14 protein-coding genes and 4 tRNA genes are annotated in these 16,344 nt (G+C 70.5%); 12 read left to right on the top strand and 6 right to left on the bottom strand.

The annotated features are described in order from the left end of the window. The first annotated feature begins 3 nt into the window (after positions 1–3). The 4 genes from kdpC (at position 4) to H9L21_RS06605 (ending at position 5,264) form a co-directional block, all read left to right on the top strand. Complete coding sequence (gene kdpC, locus H9L21_RS06620; RefSeq protein WP_154595182.1) at positions 4–588, top strand: potassium-transporting ATPase subunit KdpC; 585 nt, start codon at positions 4–6, stop codon at positions 586–588. Positions 589–616: 28 nt separating this feature from the next. Continuing rightward, the gene (locus tag H9L21_RS06615) at positions 617–3,127 is read left to right on the top strand and encodes an ATP-binding protein (protein ID WP_255467384.1); all 2,511 of its coding nucleotides are present in this window, start codon (positions 617–619) and stop codon (positions 3,125–3,127) included. Then, entirely contained in the window at positions 3,124–3,804 is a 681-nt protein-coding gene (locus H9L21_RS06610; protein ID WP_154595184.1) for a response regulator, read from the top strand. The genes H9L21_RS06615 and H9L21_RS06610 overlap by 4 nt, the downstream gene beginning before the upstream one ends. Positions 3,805–3,893: 89 nt before the next feature. Next, complete coding sequence (locus H9L21_RS06605) at positions 3,894–5,264, top strand: YncE family protein (protein WP_230081287.1); 1,371 nt, start codon at positions 3,894–3,896, stop codon at positions 5,262–5,264. Positions 5,265–5,277: 13 nt separating this feature from the next. On the opposite strand, the gene H9L21_RS06600 is transcribed toward H9L21_RS06605, so the two are convergent. The 4 genes from H9L21_RS06600 to H9L21_RS06585 all read right to left on the bottom strand — a co-directional run bounded on the left by H9L21_RS06600 (position 5,278) and on the right by H9L21_RS06585 (position 9,240). Further along, positions 5,278–6,930 carry an ATP-binding cassette domain-containing protein gene (locus tag H9L21_RS06600; protein WP_187411870.1) on the bottom strand — a complete coding sequence of 551 codons (1,653 nt, stop codon included), beginning with the start codon at positions 6,928–6,930 and terminating at the stop codon, positions 5,278–5,280. A 116-nt stretch (positions 6,931–7,046) separates the two neighbouring features. Continuing rightward, positions 7,047–7,118: transfer RNA gene (locus H9L21_RS06595), tRNA-Val, on the bottom strand. A 75-nt stretch (positions 7,119–7,193) separates the two neighbouring features. Next, entirely contained in the window at positions 7,194–8,360 is a 1,167-nt protein-coding gene (locus H9L21_RS06590; RefSeq protein WP_154595185.1) for an HNH endonuclease, read from the bottom strand. Positions 8,361–8,406: 46 nt separating this feature from the next. Continuing rightward, positions 8,407–9,240, bottom strand: a complete 834-nt coding sequence (locus H9L21_RS06585; RefSeq protein WP_154595186.1) for an aminotransferase class IV — start codon at positions 9,238–9,240, stop codon at positions 8,407–8,409. A gap of 81 nt (positions 9,241–9,321) precedes the next feature. On the opposite strand from H9L21_RS06585, the gene H9L21_RS06580 reads away from it, so the two are divergent. From H9L21_RS06580 to H9L21_RS06565, 4 genes are all read left to right on the top strand, one after another. Further along, positions 9,322–9,393: transfer RNA gene (locus H9L21_RS06580), tRNA-Gly, on the top strand. A 32-nt stretch (positions 9,394–9,425) separates the two neighbouring features. Next, positions 9,426–9,496, top strand: a tRNA-Cys gene (locus H9L21_RS06575). Between the two features lie 24 nt (positions 9,497–9,520). Further along, a tRNA-Val gene (locus H9L21_RS06570) sits at positions 9,521–9,592 on the top strand. Between the two features lie 209 nt (positions 9,593–9,801). Next, on the top strand, positions 9,802–10,557 hold the full coding sequence (locus tag H9L21_RS06565; protein WP_154595187.1) for an SGNH/GDSL hydrolase family protein: 756 nt from the start codon (positions 9,802–9,804) through the stop codon (positions 10,555–10,557). A 6-nt stretch (positions 10,558–10,563) separates the two neighbouring features. On the opposite strand, the gene H9L21_RS06560 is transcribed toward H9L21_RS06565, so the two are convergent. Then, positions 10,564–11,472, bottom strand: coding sequence for a zinc ribbon domain-containing protein (locus tag H9L21_RS06560; RefSeq protein ID WP_154595188.1), 909 nt, complete (start codon positions 11,470–11,472; stop codon positions 10,564–10,566). Then, a complete protein-coding gene (locus H9L21_RS06555) occupies positions 11,472–11,723 on the bottom strand; it encodes a helix-turn-helix domain-containing protein (RefSeq protein WP_154595189.1) in 252 nt (83 codons plus the stop codon). Before H9L21_RS06555 ends, H9L21_RS06560 begins: the two co-directional genes overlap by 1 nt. 90 nt (positions 11,724–11,813) lie before the next feature. Here H9L21_RS06555 and H9L21_RS06550 point away from each other — a divergent pair, with 90 nt between their 5' ends. The 4 genes from H9L21_RS06550 (at position 11,814) to H9L21_RS06535 (ending at position 16,341) form a co-directional block, all read left to right on the top strand. Then, positions 11,814–13,457: an acyl-CoA dehydrogenase family protein gene (locus H9L21_RS06550; RefSeq protein ID WP_187411869.1), complete on the top strand. Its 1,644-nt coding sequence runs from the start codon at positions 11,814–11,816 to the stop codon at positions 13,455–13,457. Positions 13,458–13,721: 264 nt separating this feature from the next. After that, positions 13,722–15,398, top strand: coding sequence for a nitrite/sulfite reductase (locus H9L21_RS06545; RefSeq protein WP_154595190.1), 1,677 nt, complete (start codon positions 13,722–13,724; stop codon positions 15,396–15,398). After that, on the top strand, positions 15,395–15,583 hold the full coding sequence (locus H9L21_RS06540; RefSeq protein ID WP_154595191.1) for a hypothetical protein: 189 nt from the start codon (positions 15,395–15,397) through the stop codon (positions 15,581–15,583). The genes H9L21_RS06545 and H9L21_RS06540 overlap by 4 nt, the downstream gene beginning before the upstream one ends. Beyond that, positions 15,580–16,341 (top strand): sirohydrochlorin chelatase, encoded by a 762-nt coding sequence (locus H9L21_RS06535; protein ID WP_154595192.1) that lies wholly within the window; start codon positions 15,580–15,582, stop codon positions 16,339–16,341. The genes H9L21_RS06540 and H9L21_RS06535 overlap by 4 nt, the downstream gene beginning before the upstream one ends. Positions 16,342–16,344 lie beyond the last annotated feature (3 nt).

The following is a 16,344-nucleotide window of genomic DNA, read 5'->3' as shown; positions in this document are numbered from 1 at the left end:
CTCATGTACTCCCTCCTGACCGACCTCGTCCGCCAGAGCGCCGCCGGCCTGCGCCTGCTGCTCGTCCTCACCGTCCTGCTGGGCGTCGGCTACCCCGCCGCCGTCTGGGCCGTGGCCCAACCACTGGGCGACCACGCCGCCGGACAGCCGGTCCGCCTGGACGGGGAGGTCGTCGGATCGGCGCTGCTCGGACAGCAGTTCGAGGGCGAGCGATGGTTCCACTCGCGCCCCTCCCCCAACGACCACGACACGCTGGCCTCCGCGCCGAGCAACCTCGGCCCCTCGAACGAGGACCTGATGGCCACCATCGCCGAGCGCCGCGACACCGTCGCCGCGGCGGAGGGCGTCGATCCGCACCAGGTGCCGGCGGACGCGCTCACCGCCTCCGGCTCGGGACTCGATCCGCACATCAGCCCGGAGTACGCACGGCTGCAGGCCGACCGCGTCGCCCGCGTCAACGGTCTGACCCCCGAGCGGGTCGCCCGGCTGATCGAGTCGGCCACGAGCGGCCGGTCCTGGGGATTCCTCGGTGCGCCCGGCGTGAATGTGCTCGAGCTCAACCTGGCGATCGCACAGGAACGTCCGTGATGGTCGCCCAGGGTGGAGACTGGGGGCCGTGACAGGTTCAGCGGACCGGGGGCGGCTGAGGGTGTACCTCGGCGCGGCGCCCGGCGTCGGCAAGACCTTCCGGATGCTCGACGAGGGGCACCGCCGCCGTGACCGCGGGACCGACGTGGTCATCGGCTACGTCGAGACTCACGGCAGGCCCCGGACGGCCGAGCTCGTCGGAGACCTGGAGATGGTCCCGCGCGCGCAGGTTCCCTACCTCGGCACGATGCAGACGGAGATGGACCTGGACGCGATCCTGGCCCGCTCCCCGCGGGTCGTGCTCGTCGACGAGCTCGCGCACACGAACGTGCCGGGCAGCCGCCACGCGAAGCGGTGGCAGGACGTCGAGGCGTTGCTGGACGCGGGGATCGAGGTCGTCACGACGGTCAACGTCCAGCACCTGGAGTCGCTGAACGACGTCGCCGCGTCGATCACCGGTGTCCGCCAGCGCGAGACCGTCCCCGACGAGGTCGTCCGGGGCGCCGACCAGATCGAACTCGTCGACATGAGCGCCCAGGCGCTCCGCCGGCGGATGGCGCACGGCAACGTCTACACGGCCGACAAGGTCGACGCGGCGCTGTCGCAGTACTTCCGCGAGGGGAACCTGACGGCCCTGAGGGAGCTGGCCCTGCTGTGGCTGGCCGACCAGGTGGACGACGGGATGGAGCGCTACCGCGACCAACACGAGATCACCGGCACGTGGGCGACGCGCGAGCGCATCGTCGCGGCCGTCTCCGGCGGGCCCGAGTCGCTGACCGTCATGCGGCGCGCCGCCCGGATCGCGTCCCGCAGGGCCGGTGGAGAGTGGCTCGCGCTGTACGTCACGCGCCACGACGGCCTCAGCGGTGTCGGACCGGATCGGCTCGCAGCCCTGCGCACGAAGGCCGAGGAGCTGGACGGCACCTTCCACACCCTCGTCGGCGACGATGCGGCCGAGGCCATCCTCGAGTTCGCCCGGGCCGAGAACGCGAACCAGGTCCTCATCGGCGCCAGCCGTCGCAGCCGGACCGCGACCCTCCTGCGCCCCGGTCTCGGCGAGCGTCTCATCGCCACGTCGGGCGACGTCGACGTGCACATCGTGACCCACGACTACGCGCGACGCCGCGGCGCCGGGCCGGCCGGACCGGGGCCGACGCTGAGCACCCGCCGTCGTGTCGCCGGCTACCTCTTCGCGCTGGTCGGCCCCACGCTCCTGAGCCTGGTGCTGAAGCTCATGGGCGACGAGTCCGGCCTGCCCTCCGAGTCGATGGCGTTGCTGGCGGTCGTGGTGGCGACGGCGCTGATCGGCGGTCTCGTCCCGGCCGTCCTCGCGGCGCTGCTGTCCGGCCTGCTGCTGAATCTGCTGTTCACGCCGCCGTTGCTGCGGCTCACCATCGCCGAGCCGGGGAATGTCCTGGCCCTGGTGCTGTTCGTGATCGTCGGCATCGCCGTGGCGACCGTCGTCGACCACTCCGCACGCCGCGCGAGTGAGGCCCGCCGGGCACGTGCGGAGGCCGACTCCCTGACGGTGCTGGCGCACAGCCTGCTCAACTCCAGTGACGACCTCACCGGGCTCCTGGGCTCGGCGTGCGAGCTGTTCGGGGCCGACGGCGCGGCCATCGTTCGGCGGACCGAGGCCGGGCGGTGCGAGACGATCGCGAGCATCGGCGACGCACCCCGGTCGGTCGACGCCGCGGACATGTCGACCGCGATCGACGACGCGACCACGCTGGTCCTGCGCGGCGGCCGCCACACGGCGTCCGAGCGCAGCCTGCTCAACGCCTACGCCGCCTACGCGAAGGTCATGACCGAGCGGCGCCGGGCCCGGGCGGCCGACGTCGAGCGATTGCGGCTGAGCGAGGCCGACCGCACCCGCACGGCGCTGCTGGCCGCCGTGTCGCACGACCTGCGCTCGCCCCTGGCGGCCGCGAAGGCGTCCGTGTCGACGTTGCGCAACCCGGACCTCGACCTCTCGCCCGAGGACCGGACCGAGCTGCTCGAGAACATCGAGACCTCCACGGACCGGTTGACGGCCCTCGTGACCAACCTGCTCGACATGAGCCGCATTCACACCGGCGCCGTGACGGCCCGCCCGACGGAGGTCAACCTCGAGCACGCCGTCCGCGACGCCCTGGTCCACCTCCCCGGGAGCGAGCGCATCGCCGTCGACCTCGCCCCCGACCTGTTCGCGCTGGCCGACCCGGGCCTGCTCGATCGCGTCGTGGCCAACATCTGCGAGAACGCTCTGAAGTACACGCCTGCGGAGGCGGCAGTTCGCGTCGACGGCACGGCCGCGGACGGCCGGGTGTTCGTGCGGATCTCCGATCACGGACCGGGCATCGCCGATCACGACCAGGGTCGCCTGTTCGCGCCCTTCCAACGCCTCGGCGACGTCCCCGGTCAGGACGGAGTGGGGCTGGGGCTGGCGGTGGCGCGCGGCCTCACCGAGGCCATGGGTGGCAGCATCAGGACCGAGGACACCCCAGGAGGCGGGCTCACCTTCGTGATCGATCTCCCCCGAGCGCAGGAACTGCCATGACCTTCGTGCTGGTCGTCGACGACGATCCCGCCATCTGCCGCACCCTGGCGATCAACCTGCGCGCGCGGGACTACGAGGTCGAGACGGCCGGGGACGGGCGCTCGGCGTTGCAGATCGTCCACGAGCGCCTGCCCGACGTCGTGCTGCTCGACCTCGGACTGCCCGACATCGACGGGATCGGCGTGCTCACCCAACTGCGCGCGTTCTCGGCTGTGCCGGTGATCGTGGTGTCGGCGCGCAGTGAGCCGGACGACAAGGTCGAGGCGCTCGACCTCGGGGCCGACGACTTCGTCACGAAGCCGTTCTCGCTGGAGGAGCTCTTCGCGCGGATCCGCGTCATGACACGCCGCTCCGGGGCCGAGCAGCCGGGCCTGTCCCTGCGCGTCGGCGACCTGAGCCTCGACGTCGCGGACTCCCGGGCCACCCGCGCCGGAGAGGAGATCCACCTGACGCCGATCGAGTGGAAGATCGTCGCGGCACTGGCGCGCAAGCACGGCCGGCTGGTCCGCCAGAGCGAGTTGCTCAGGGCCGTCTGGGGACCGGGCTACGAGCGTCAGACCAACTACCTGCGCGTCCACCTGGCGAGCATCCGCCGCAAGCTGGAGTCCGATCCGGCCCATCCGCGGCTGTTCGTCACCGAGCCGGGCATCGGGTACCGCTTCACCGCCGACGTCTGAGTCGACCCCTGGCGCCCCATGTGACCCAGATCACCACAGAGTGAGATCGGGGGTGTCACTGGGAGTTACATCGGGTGCATGATCCACCCATGCCCCTGAAATCACGCATCCTTCGCGGTGCCGCGACGCTCACCGCAGCCGTCACCGCCGCCGCTCTGACCTCGTCCGGGGCGGCCAACAGCGCTGACACCGCGACCCCCGACTCGCTCCGCGACGTGATGTTCGTGGGCAACAACTGGGCCGGCACCGCGTCGATCGTGGACGCCCGCAACCCCGAGATCCTCAAGTCCGGCATCAACCTGATCCCGGACAAGGCCCAGGAGATGCGCGACATCACCCGGAACCCGCTGCGCCTGATCACCTTCACCGCGGTTCGGGTGGGACCGGGCCAGGGCCACGACCAGTTCGTCGACGACATGTTCAGCACCCAGGACGGCAAGTACCTCGCCGTCTCGCGCCCGAGCTTCGCCGACGTCGTGTGGATCGACATCGCCAAGGCCGTCGCCGGCGACCCGAACTCCATCGTCGCCGAGACGCCGATGGACGGGTATCGCAGCGATCACGCGGGCCTCTCCCCCGACGGCAAGCGACTGCTGGTGAGCGACTCGGTGGAGCGCCAGGTCATCGAGTTCGCCATGGTCGACCAGACCCTGCCCGACGGCAAGGCCGTCAAGATGGGCGATCGCCTGCGCACCTTCGAGTCGGGCGACACCCCGCACGAGAACAACTATTCCGACGACGGCCAGCGCATCTACCACGCGTCGATCGGCTCGGCCTACACGTCCTTCGACGGTCCCGGCGGCGACTGGACCAAGGGCGACCGCTGGTTCGAGATCGTGCGCAACGCCGACTTCGGGATCGACAAGCGCTGGGACATGGGCAAGGAGCTCGCCGAGGCGGGTCACCCCAAGATGAGCTCGGCCGTGCGCCCCATGGCGATCGCCCCTGGTGAGCGCTTCATCTACTTCCAGGTCTCCTGGTACCACGGGATCGTCGAGTTCGACACGCAGGCCGCGGACGTCAACGGCAAGGTCGACTACTCCACCGGCAAGATCGCCGAGCCCCGCACCGGCGCCGTGACGCGGCTGATCCCCCTGCCCAACCGCGTGCCCAAGATGCCCATCACCGACTACGTCAACGACTCCGCGCACCACGGCCTGTCCATCGACGACTCCGGCACGACCCTGTGTGCCGCCGGCACGATGGACGACTATGCCGCGCTCGTCGACCGGGCCACCGGCGCGGCCACCTTCTTCGACAGCACCACCACGGGGCACAGCTACCTGAAGCCCTACTGGACGACCGAGGGCCTGGGCGACACGTGCTGGATCTCGCTGTCGGACTCCGACGCCGTCGCCGTCCTGGACGTGAAGACGAAGAAGGAGATCGCCTACCTGCCGGTCGGCGACCACCCTCAGCGTGTGCGGCTCGGCACCGTCGAGCGGGCACTCTTCGGCTGAGCGGCCCGAGGGCTCAGCCCGCGTGGACCACGGTGACCCGGCCGTGGTCCACGTGCCAGCGCTGGTCGAGCCGGACGTTGTCCAGCAGCCGGCGGTCGTGCGAGACGAGCAGCAGGGCGCCGTCGTAGGACTCGAGGGCCTCCTCGAGCTGCTCGATCGCCGGGAGGTCGAGGTGGTTGGTGGGCTCGTCGAGGACGAGGAGGCTGACGCCGCGCGCCTGGAGCAGTGCCATCGCGGCCCGCGTCCGCTCGCCCGGCGAGAGCCTGCCCATCAGGCTCGTGACCTGCTCGGCCCGCAGACCGAACTTCGCCAGCAGCGTCCGGACGTCGGCGGGAGCCATCTGTGGAACGACCGTCTCGAACGCGGTGCCCAGCGGGAGGTCCTCGGCCAGTCCTGTGCGGGCCTGATCGATCTCGCCGATGGCGACCGTGGCACCCAGGCTCGCCCGTCCGCTGGTGGGCGCGATCCGGCCGAGGAGAAGCCGCAGCAGGGTCGTCTTGCCGGCGCCGTTGGGACCGGTGACACCGATCCGGTCCCCGGCATTGACCTGGAGTGACGCCGGGCCGAAGGTGAACCGGCCGAGGGTCGCGCTGGCCTCATCGAGGGTCGCGAGCACCGAGCTGGGACGTGGGGCGCTGCCGATCGAGAACTGCAGCTGCCACTCCTTCCGGGGCTCGGCCACCTCGTCCAACCGCGCGATCCGCGACTCCATCTGGCGGACCTTCTGGGCCTGCTTCTCCGAGGACTCGGCGCTGGCCTTGCGGCGGATCTTGTCGTTGTCGGGCGCCTTCCTGATGGCGTTGCGGACCCCTTGCGAGCTCCACTCGCGCTGGGTGCGCGCGCGACGGACCAGGTCGGCCTTCGTGTCGGCGAACTCCTCGTACGTCTCCCGGGCGTGCCGACGTGCGATCGCCCTCTCCTCCAGGAACGCGTCGTAGCCGCCGTCGTAGACCGCCACCTGCTGCTGGGCCAGGTCGAGCTCGACGACGCGCGTCACCACCCGGGAGAGGAACTCGCGGTCGTGCGAGACCAGCACGATGCCGGCGCGGGCCCCTCGCACGAAGTCCTCGAGTCGCTCCAGGCCTGCGAGGTCGAGATCGTTGGTGGGCTCGTCCAACAGGACGATGTCGAAGCGGCTGAGCAGCAGCGCGGCCAGCGCGGCTCGGGCCGCCTGCCCACCGGACAGCGAGGTCATCAGCGCGTCAGGGCCCACGTCCAGACCCAGATCGGCGAGCATCGGCGGCAGTCGATCGTCCAGGTCCGGGGCGCCGCTGGCCAGCCAGTGGTCGAGGCTACGTGCGTAGGCGTCCCCGATGAGCCCCTCCGGGTCGTCCTCCCCGAACGCCTCGGCCGCCCGCTCCATCGCGGCGCTGGCGGCGGCGGCACCCGTGCGGCGAGCCACGTACTGGGCGACGGTCTCGCCCTCGATCCGCTCGTGCTCCTGCGGCAGCCATCCGACGAAGGCGTCGCTGGGTGCCGTCGACACCGAGCCGTCGATCGGATCCAGGTCACCGGCGAGGATCCGCAGCAGCGTGGTCTTGCCGGCACCGTTGACACCGACCACGCCCACCACGTCGCCCGGGGCGACGGTCAGGTCGAGGGATTCGAACAGGACACGGTGCGCGTGCCCGCCCGCGAGGTCCTTCGCCACGAGATGCGCGCTCACGCCATGATCATAGGTTCCGACCGTCCCGGGGCGGCTCGCGGAGTCCCGGCGGCTTCGGAACAGCCCTCGCAAAGACGAAAACCCCGGAACCGTTGCGATTCCAGGGCTTTCTCGGGTGGGCGATACTGGGTTCGAACCAGTGACCTCTTCGGTGTGAACGAAGCGCGCTACCACTGCGCCAATCGCCCGAGTGCGACGACCAGCCTAACGCACTCCCCCCGCCCCACACGAATGGGGGGCATGACTTCGATCCCGGCCGCCGCTCAGGCGACGCGTCGGATGGTGCCGTCGCGGGCGTGGACGTGCGTGTGGCACACGGCGCAGCGGCCGGTCATCGCGCCGAGATCGGTCGGCCCTCCCAGGGACCAGGGGATCTCGTGGTGGATGTGGTCGATCGAGTTGCGGCACCCCTCGGTGGCGCACTCGCCACCCTGGCGGAGCCAGATCGCGTGACGTTGGCGGCGGGTCGCGAACCGCTCGGCGCGGCCGATGTCGAGGATCTGCAGGTTCGGTTCGATCTTCTCGACGAGCACCGGCGTGAGGGTCGCCCCGCAGGCCAGATGGCGCAGCAGGTTCGCGCCGATCATGCCGAAGCCGACGAGCGTGGCCGGCTCCCCCTCCGCGAACGAGGACTGGGCACCGGGCGCCAGCGCCTCGCGCAGCGTGCCGGCCTCGACGATGACGTGCAGTTGCGGCGTCAGGGTGCCGTCGGTGGGCAGGCCCTCGGCCAGCACGCGCGCCAGGAGGTCGTCGAGCGCGTCCACACGGCGCTGGGCGGCCGTGCGGTCGTCGTAGGCCTCGGTGGGCACCGACGCCGAGGCGAGGACCGCGTGGAGGCGCGCGCCGGTCTGGATGGGTAGGAACCCGTGGACGTGCCACCCGTCCTCGACCTGGTGCACCTGCAGATCACGCCGGTCCATGCCGCGCAGCCACGCGTCGTCCAAGGCCTCGGGATGGACGACGGCCTTGAAGCGGCGCACCACCTGCTTGAGCTCGGCAGGCTCAGCAGAGCGGGCGACCTCGAGGAGCGCGCCTTCGAGCTCGCGCGTCTCGGACTCGCCCACATGCCGAACCGAGAAGTCGAACACCCGGACGTGCGCGGCCGAGACACGGCCGTGACGGTGGTGCTCGGCCACGTCCGGGAGCCGGCGCATGGTGCGGGCCGAGCGCAGCCGGGCGCGCGTCTCGGCGCCGTCGAACCGCAGTTCGCGCCGTGCCCAGGTCTGGATCGTCGCGGCGTCCTCGTCGCGGTGGGCCGCGGTCTCCTCCATCTCGAGCAGGCCCTCGCTGATCGCCGCATTGATCGCATCGCGTGCCGCCACCAAGGCCCGGAGCTCGTCCGCCTTGGTGGCGGTGACCGACCGCACTGCGTGCGCGGCGTCGCGCATCAGCGCGATCACCGTGTCGCCCGGGGCGGTCGTCGAGGTCATGGAAACGACACTAGGGACGACGTCTGACACCGACCCCGGGCCACTGTCACGGGTCGGTCGACTCGGCCTCCTTGAGCCGCCAGATCTCCTGGGCCCGCCGGGTGATCGGGCCGGGCGCGGACAGCTCGCGGTCGTCGACACGACTGATCGCCTGGACCGTCCGCGTGGTCCCGACGAGGATCACCTCCTCGGCCTCGAAGAGCACCTCCAACGGGGCGTCCTCCTCGACGACGTCGATCTCGCCCGCCAGCCACTCGATGGCCAGTGCACGCGTGATGCCGGCCAGGCAGCCGGACTCGAGCGTCGGCGTCACGAGTCGCCCGTCGCGGACGTACATGATGTTCGAGCCGGTCCCCTCGCACAGCTGGCCGCGCGTGTTGGCCATGACGGCCTCGGAGGCACCTCGAGCGTGGGCGTACTCGACCATCTTGGCGTTCTCGGCGTAGGAGGTCGTCTTCAGACCAGCCAGTGCGCCACGCTCGTTGCGCGTCCACGGCACCGTGACGATCGAGCTGACCGGTCCGGGCCGCTCGGCGGGCTCGGTGACCACAACGTGCGTCAGCCCTGCGTCGCCCCGCGGTGACCCCAAGGGCCCGGACCCGGACGTCACCGTGATGCGGATGCGGCCGAACGGGAGCTCCTGACCGGCCATCGTCGCGGCGACCCCCTCGCGCACGGCGTCGACATCGGGTCGGGCCAACCCCAGGCCCTCGGCGGATCTCACCAACCGGTCCAGATGACGCGTCAGGGCGAACGGCTCGCCGTCGATCACCGCCGCCGTCTCGAACACGCCGTCGCCCACGACGAGTCCGTGATCGAGCACGCTGATCGCTCGTTCACGCGGGGATTCCAGCAAGCGCCCATCCACCCAAGCCTTCATGGATCGACCATATGCCGACCCGGTTTTGGATGCTCGGAAGACATCGGTTAATGTTTTCTCTCGGCCGGTAAAACGGCCAGCGCGGATGTGGCTCAGTGGTAGAGCATCACCTTGCCAAGGTGAGGGTCGCGGGTTCGAATCCCGTCATCCGCTCGGAGAGGGTCTCGGCAGGCCCATGATCCATCGGTGGGTTGGCCGAGAGGCGAGGCAACGGACTGCAAATCCGTTTACACGGGTTCAAATCCCGTACCCACCTCGCAGGAAAAAAATGAATAACCACGGGCGATTGGCGCAGCGGTAGCGCGCTTCCCTGACACGGAAGAGGTCACTGGTTCAAACCCAGTATCGCCCACAAGACGAAGGCGTCGGAATCCACAGATTCCGGCGCCTTCTTGCATGATTCCCCGACTGCCGAGGCGCGGCCTCGGGCACCTCACTCCTCACGGATGCACCTGCATGGACCTCGGCGCGGCACGGCGTATGATCATGACTCGCCGGTGACCGCGACTCGGGTCGTTGTCGTCGCCCCACTCATCGGTACGACCCATTGGAGGATCTGGCGTGACGTCCCGTGCCCACTGGCCCCGCCGTCGTGCCGGATTCGTCGTCCTCAGCATCGCCTCCACCCTGGCGGCCCTGGTCACCAGCGCCGGCGCCGCGGCCCCCGGGTCCCCGGCGGCTGCACCGGCCACGATCACCCCGACCGCCGCGGCGGAGCGGGCCACGATGCTGGTGGTCGGCGACTCCTACTCCTCGTACTACGGCGACCGGCGCAGCCGTTATCCCGGCTGGTGGGCGATGGTGGCCCAGGATCTCGGGCTCGAGCCGCAGGTGGTGGCCGAAGGGGGCACCGGGTTCCTGTCCCGCGGCGTCGCCTGTGATCGCACCCGCTACCGCGCCCGGCTCGACACCGTGGCCACGGCCCGTCCGCGCATCATGGTGGTCGAAGGTGGTCGCAACGACTGGCGCCGCTGCACCGCCGACGGCCGCCTGGTCGAGGCCACCCGCACGCAGATCGAGTCGGCCGCCGACGCATTCTTCGCCGATCTCGCCGAGGTGTGGGACCAGCTGGACCACCCGCGCGCCGACGTCTACGTCATGAGCCCCTGGGGAACGTCCAAGGCACGCAAGGGCCGCATCATCCGGCCGATCGTGCGCGACGCCGCCGAGCGGTACGGGTTCACGTGGGTGAAGACCAGCCCGCTGAACCTCGAGCAGGCCCCGGACGGCATTCACCCCAACAACGAGGGCAGCCGGTTCCTGCGCGACCAGGTCCTGCAGAACTCGGACCTGTCGGAGCGCTTCACCCGCGTCTGACGGCCGTCACGCCGTGCCGCAGCGGGCGCAGAACGACGAGCCCACGCGTCGCGGCGCATGACACGTCGAGCACGGCGCCACGACGTCGCGCCCACACCCGCCGCAGTGAGGACCGTCCGCCAGCCCCGCCTCGCGCAGCGGGAAGCCGCAGAACGGGCACTCCCCCTTGCGCACCCGGCGGCCTGGCAGCCTCGCGGCCAGGTAGCGCTGCAGGACACGGAACGCGATGACGGTCGCGACGACGCCGATCGCCGAGAGCACGAACGGGCCGAGGTCCAGCGGGTCGATGTAGTCGGTGATGTAGTCCACGGCGAAGACCAGCGCCATGACCGCGCCGACGATCGCACCGGAGTACACGAGCGTGACGTAGCGCGATTCGCGCCGGCGCAACCATGCGAGCAGCTGATAGGCACCGACCATCCAGCCGGCGATGAAGACCAGCCGGATGCCGGCCACCAGCCATGCGCTCGACCCGGAGCGGCTCGCGCGCTCCTGGTGCGCACGCGCCTCATCCGCCTTCTGCGACGCCGCGTCCCACTCGGCGTTCGCCTGCTTCAGCTCGGCCTGACGACGGTTGTACTCCACCTTCGCCTCGTCGTAGTCGGCTCGCGCCTCGGCGACGCCGCTGCCCTCCTGCAGCGCCACCTTGTACTCCTCACGCTCCAGGTTGAGCGCCGCCTGGGCGTCGTCCCGGGCCGACTCGGCGGCCCAGCGTGCCTCGTCCTTCTCGTTCTCGATCGACTCCGCGGCGTTCAGCGAGGAGGTGTCGCCCTGTGACAGCGCGTCGTCGACCCACTCGGGCACCTGGACGTAGAACCAGACGGTTCCCACCAACAGGAACAGCGCGAGGACGACCGCCAGCACGCGTTCGCTGCGTGTGGTCGCGATCTCCTCGGTGTCGACTCGGGTGCTCATCAGGACTCCTTCACGGGTCGGGTGCGAGGGCGGAACGTCACGTTCAGCTCGCAGTCGAGTGCAGCGGCGATGCGCAGCAGGGTGTCGAGTTTCGGCGGGCGTGAGCCGGACTCGAATCGGGCGATGGCCGATTGGGTCGTGCCGCACAGGTCGGCCAGCTCACGCTGCGAGAGTCGACGCAGCGTGCGCTGCTCCACCACCTGCTGGGCGATGCCCTCGTAGAAGTGGTCGTGCTCGATCGGTCCTCGCATGCCGGGACGGTATCGCATGCGTGCTATGCGTGTCCATAGCACGCGTGCAATGGCCGACCTGTTGTCCGCGTCACGTTCTACGGTGGGCCCATGGATCCCGTGCAGCGCATCCCCGAGAACCAGGCCGTGCCCTTCGACGACGTCAACATCGCGACGGCGGACCTCCCCCTGATGGATGCGGTTCGCGCCCTCGGCGCGGACCAGGCGGGCCAGATCCATACCTACCTCGAGCCCATCGGCGCACTGGCCGGCACCGCCGAGGCACGGGAACACTGGCACCTGGCCAATGCCTATCTGCCGGTCCACGAGCCGGTCGACCGGTTCGGCCGGCGGATCGACGAGATCCGCTTCCACCCCTCGTGGCACTGGCTGATGGAGCGCGGCGTCGGCTTCGGCCTCACCGCCGAGCCGTGGACGTCCGACCGGCCGGCGGCTCACCTGCGCCGCGCTGCGGGCTTCTACACCTGGGGCCAGGTCGAACAGGGACACATGTGCCCGATCACAATGACGTACGCGGTCGTCCCGGCCCTGCGCACCGACCCCGAGCTCGCGGCGCAGTGGACCCCCGGCCTGGCCTCCACCACCTACGACTTCGGCCTGCGCGCTCCGCAGGACAAGGCGGGCCTCCTCGCCGGCATGGGCATGACCGAGAAGCAGGGCGGCTCGGACCTGCGCATCAACAGCACCTTGGCCAAGGCCACGGACGTCCGGGGCGAGTACCGACTCACGGGCCACAAGTGGTTCACCTCGGCGGCGATGAACGACGTGTTCCTCGTCCTGGCCCAGACCGACGCCGGCTCCACGTGCTTCGTCGTCCCGCGCGTGCTGCCCGACGGCTCGCGCAATCCGCTGACGATCGTGCGCCTCAAGGACAAGCTGGGCAACAAGTCGAACGCCTCCAGCGAGCTGGAGTTCGAGGACACGTGGGCCGTGCGCCTGGGCGAGGAGGGTCGTGGGATCCGCACGATCCTCGAGATGGTCTCGGCCACGCGGATGGACTGCATCCTCGGATCGGCCTCGATCATGCGCAAGGCGTTCGCCGAGGCGGCCTGGCACGCTCGACACCGGTCGGCCTTCGGCGCCCGCCTGATCGACCAGCCCGCCATGGTCGGCGTGCTGGCCGACCTGGCGCTCGAGTCCGAGGCCGGCATGCTCGCGGGACTGCGACTCGCCGCCGCCATGGACCGCCCCGACGACGAGCACGAGCGCAACCTGCGGCGCATCGGACTGGCCCTGGAGAAGTACTGGGTCTGCAAGCGCACGCCGATGATGGTCGGCGAGGCGCTGGAGTGCCTCGGCGGCAACGGCTATGCCGAGGAGTCGGGCATGCCACTGCTGTTCCGCGAGTCGCCCCTGAACTCGATCTGGGAGGGCAGCGGCAACGTGAACGCCCTCGACGTCCTGCGGGCGCTCTCGCGCGAGGACGGCGCCCTCGAGGCCTGGCGCACCGAGGTCGGCACGGTCCGCGGCGAGGACGCCCGGCTCGACGCCGCCGTGTCCGAGGTCCTCCAGCGGCTGGCCGACCCCCACGACGCCGCGGCCTCGGCGCGCTGGCTGGCGTCGCGGATGGCGGCCATCTTGCAGGGGGCGTTGATGATCCGGTACTCCACCCCTGCGGCGGCCGACGCGTTCTGCGCCTCACGGCTCGGCGGCCAGTGGGCAGGCACCTTCGGCACCCTGCCCCGCGGACTCGATCTGGAGGCGATCGTCGAGAGGGCCCAACCGGCCGTGTGAATTTTCGCTGGAATCCCAAGCGAAGCTCTCCGTTCGTCTTGCAGTGCGGACAACCGTCTCGCCATTCGAGACGTCCGCTTGGTGGACAGACGTCTCAGTGGACAGACTGTGTGCATGCTCGCCGCACAGACCGTATGGCTCGTGGAACGACTCCACGTCGACCTCGGTCGTGCGCGCTCGATGATGTGTCGTTGATCCTGCCTGCCCGCAGTCCCCGCGCCGAGGCGACGACGCCCGCGCACCAGCCACGCGACAGAGAGCACCATGACCTCCACTTCAGCCGCACCTGCTCGTCCCCGCCGCCGTAAGGGCGAGGGCCAGTGGGCCCTGGGCTACCGCGAGCCGCTCAACGCCAACGAGCAGTCCAAGAAGGACGACAACCCGCTCAACGTGCGCGCCCGCATCGAGAACATCTACGCGCACCGCGGCTTCGAGAGCATCGACGGCGGCGACCTGCGCGGCCGGTTCCGCTGGTGGGGCCTCTACACCCAGCGCAAGGCCGGCATCGACGGCGGCAGGACCGCCACGCTCGAGCCCGAAGAGTTGGATGCCGACCGCTTCATGATGCGCGTGCGCATCGACGGCGGACAGCTCTCGCTGGAGCAGCTGCGCGCGATCGCCGACGTCTCGGTCGACTTCGGCCGCGGCACCGCCGACGTCACCGACCGGCAGAACATCCAGTTCCACTGGATCGACGTCCGCGACGTGCCGACGATCTGGCAGCGCCTCGAGTCGGTCGGGCTGTCCACGCAGGAGGCCTGCGGCGATTGCCCGCGCGTCATCCTGGGCAGCCCCGTCGCCGGTGTCTCCACCGACGAGATCATCGACGGGCGCCCCGCGATCGACGCGATCGAGAGCCGCTACATCGGCGACCAGGCCTTCTCGAACCTGCCGCGCAAGTTCAAGTCGGCCATCAGCGGCCACCCGGGGCATGACGTCGTCCCGCAGATCAACGACGTGGCCTTCATCGGTGCGATCCACCCCGAGCACGGCGCCGGCTTCGACGTGTGGGTCGGTGGCGGCCTCTCGACGAACCCCCACCTGGCCAAGCGGCTGGGCGCCTGGGTCCCCCTCGACGAGGTGCCCGCCGTATGGGAGGGCATCATCAGCATCTTCCGCGACTACGGCTACCGCCGCCTGCGGTCGCGTGCCCGCCTGAAGTTCCTCGTCCAGGACTGGGGCATCGAGAAGTTCCGCGAGGTCCTCGAGACCGAGTACCTCGAGCGCGCGCTCATCGACCTCGACGCTCCCCCGGTTCCCGACACCCCCGTCGACCACGTGGGTGTGCACCGTCAGGTCGACGGCCGTTACTACGTCGGCGCGGCCACCACGGTGGGCCGGATCTCCGGACCGATGCTCCAGCAGCTCGCCGATGTCGTCGAGGCGCATGGCTCGGCTCGGATCGCGCTGACACCGATGCAGAAGATCATCGTGCTCGACGTCGAGGAGGCCCAGGTCGAGTCGCTCGTGGCCGCCCTGGCCGACCTCGGCCTGCATGCGCGGCCCTCGGCCTGGCGCCAGCACACGATGGCCTGCACCGGCATCGAGTACTGCAAGCTCGCGATCGTCAACACCAAGGACCGCGCGGCCCAGCTCATCGACGAGCTCGAGCAGCGCGTGCCCGAGCTGGACACGCCGATCACGGTGAACGTGAACGGCTGCCCCAACTCGTGCGCGCGCATCCAGACCGCCGACATCGGACTGAAGGGCCAGCTCGTCCTGGACGACGACGGCCGCCAGGTCGAGGGGTTCCAGGTCCACCTCGGTGGCGCTCTGGGCATGGATGCCGGCTTCGGCCGCAAGCTCCGGGCCCACAAGGTCACCGGCGACCAGCTGCCCGACTACGTCGAGAAGCTGTCGCGCACGTACCTGGCCAACCGCGACCAGGGCGAGTCCTTCGCTCGCTGGGTCGCCCGCGCCGACGAGGAGCTGCTGCGATGAGTGAGCGACTGGTCCCCTACTCGTGCCCGTACTGCGCCGACGAGAACCTCCGTCCGCACGGCGAGACGCACGGCGAGTGGGAGTGCCGCAGCTGTCTGCGAGCCTTCCGCCTCAAGTTCCTGGGCCATCTGGCCCGCCACACCGACACCACCACAGCACCGCAGGAAGGGAGGAACGCACGATGACCGCACCCGCATTGATCGCCCTGGCTCATGGCAGCCGCGATCCGCGATCGGCCGACACCATCAACGCCCTCACGGAGGTGGTGGCCTGCATGCGTCCCGACCTGCGTGTCGAGACCGCCTACCTCGACCTGTGCGGCCCGAGCCTCGACGAGGTCGTCGAGCGACTCGCCGCCGAGGGCTTCGGCGAGATCGTCGTCGTGCCGCTGCTGCTGACCGACGCCTACCACGCGAAGGTCGACGTGCCGCAGGCCGCGCAGGCGGCCGCCGCGACGCACGACGTCCGCATCGAGGTCACGAAGGTCCTGGGCATCGAGGGCACGTTCCTCAACGTCCTGGACCGCCGGCTGCGCGAGGCGCTGGCCAAGAACCGGGTGCGCGAGCTCGACGCCCTGGTGCTGGCCGGCGCCGGCTCGTCGGACTCGCTGGCCAACGCGATGATCGCCCGGGCCGCTCGCGCCTGGGGCGCCCATCACAAGCTGCCGACGATCGCCGCGTTCGCGTCCACCGCTCCCCCGGCGGCCAGCGAGGCCGTGCGCGCGCACCGCGCCGACGGCCGCCGGCACATCGCCGTGGGCATGCTGTTCCTGGCCCCGGGCGTCCTGCCCGATCGGGTCACTGAGCTCGCTCTCGAGGCCGGCGCCGTGGCGGTCGCCGAGCCGCTGGGCGTCGCCGACGAGGTGGCCGAGGTCATCCTCGCCCGCTACGCGGTGGGCGCGGTGGACCTCGTTCCGATGGACGCGCTCTTCGCGGACGTCTGAGTC

It is taken from the genome of Aeromicrobium senzhongii, from assembly GCF_014334735.1.
GTDB lineage: Bacteria > Actinomycetota > Actinomycetes > Propionibacteriales > Nocardioidaceae > Aeromicrobium > Aeromicrobium senzhongii.
The sequence above is the reverse complement of the archived record's forward strand: the minus strand, read 5'-3'. Positions and strand labels throughout refer to the sequence as shown.

What these genes read in the sequence shown, in the direction of transcription:
- H9L21_RS06545 (WP_154595190.1), top strand. Translation starts at nt 13,722, where the DNA reads ATGACCTCCACTTCAGCCGCACCTGCTCGTCCCCGCCGCCGTAAGGGC.
- H9L21_RS06605 (WP_230081287.1), top strand. Translation starts at nt 3,894, where the DNA reads ATGCCCCTGAAATCACGCATCCTTCGCGGTGCCGCGACGCTCACCGCA.
- H9L21_RS06590 (WP_154595185.1), bottom strand. Translation starts at nt 8,360, where the DNA reads ATGACCTCGACGACCGCCCCGGGCGACACGGTGATCGCGCTGATGCGC.
- H9L21_RS06555 (WP_154595189.1), bottom strand. Translation starts at nt 11,723, where the DNA reads ATGCGAGGACCGATCGAGCACGACCACTTCTACGAGGGCATCGCCCAG.
- H9L21_RS06540 (WP_154595191.1), top strand. Translation starts at nt 15,395, where the DNA reads ATGAGTGAGCGACTGGTCCCCTACTCGTGCCCGTACTGCGCCGACGAG.
- kdpC (WP_154595182.1), top strand. Translation starts at nt 4, where the DNA reads ATGTACTCCCTCCTGACCGACCTCGTCCGCCAGAGCGCCGCCGGCCTG.
- H9L21_RS06560 (WP_154595188.1), bottom strand. Translation starts at nt 11,472, where the DNA reads ATGAGCACCCGAGTCGACACCGAGGAGATCGCGACCACACGCAGCGAA.
- H9L21_RS06535 (WP_154595192.1), top strand. Translation starts at nt 15,580, where the DNA reads ATGACCGCACCCGCATTGATCGCCCTGGCTCATGGCAGCCGCGATCCG.
- H9L21_RS06610 (WP_154595184.1), top strand. Translation starts at nt 3,124, where the DNA reads ATGACCTTCGTGCTGGTCGTCGACGACGATCCCGCCATCTGCCGCACC.
- H9L21_RS06585 (WP_154595186.1), bottom strand. Translation starts at nt 9,240, where the DNA reads ATGAAGGCTTGGGTGGATGGGCGCTTGCTGGAATCCCCGCGTGAACGA.
- H9L21_RS06550 (WP_187411869.1), top strand. Translation starts at nt 11,814, where the DNA reads ATGGATCCCGTGCAGCGCATCCCCGAGAACCAGGCCGTGCCCTTCGAC.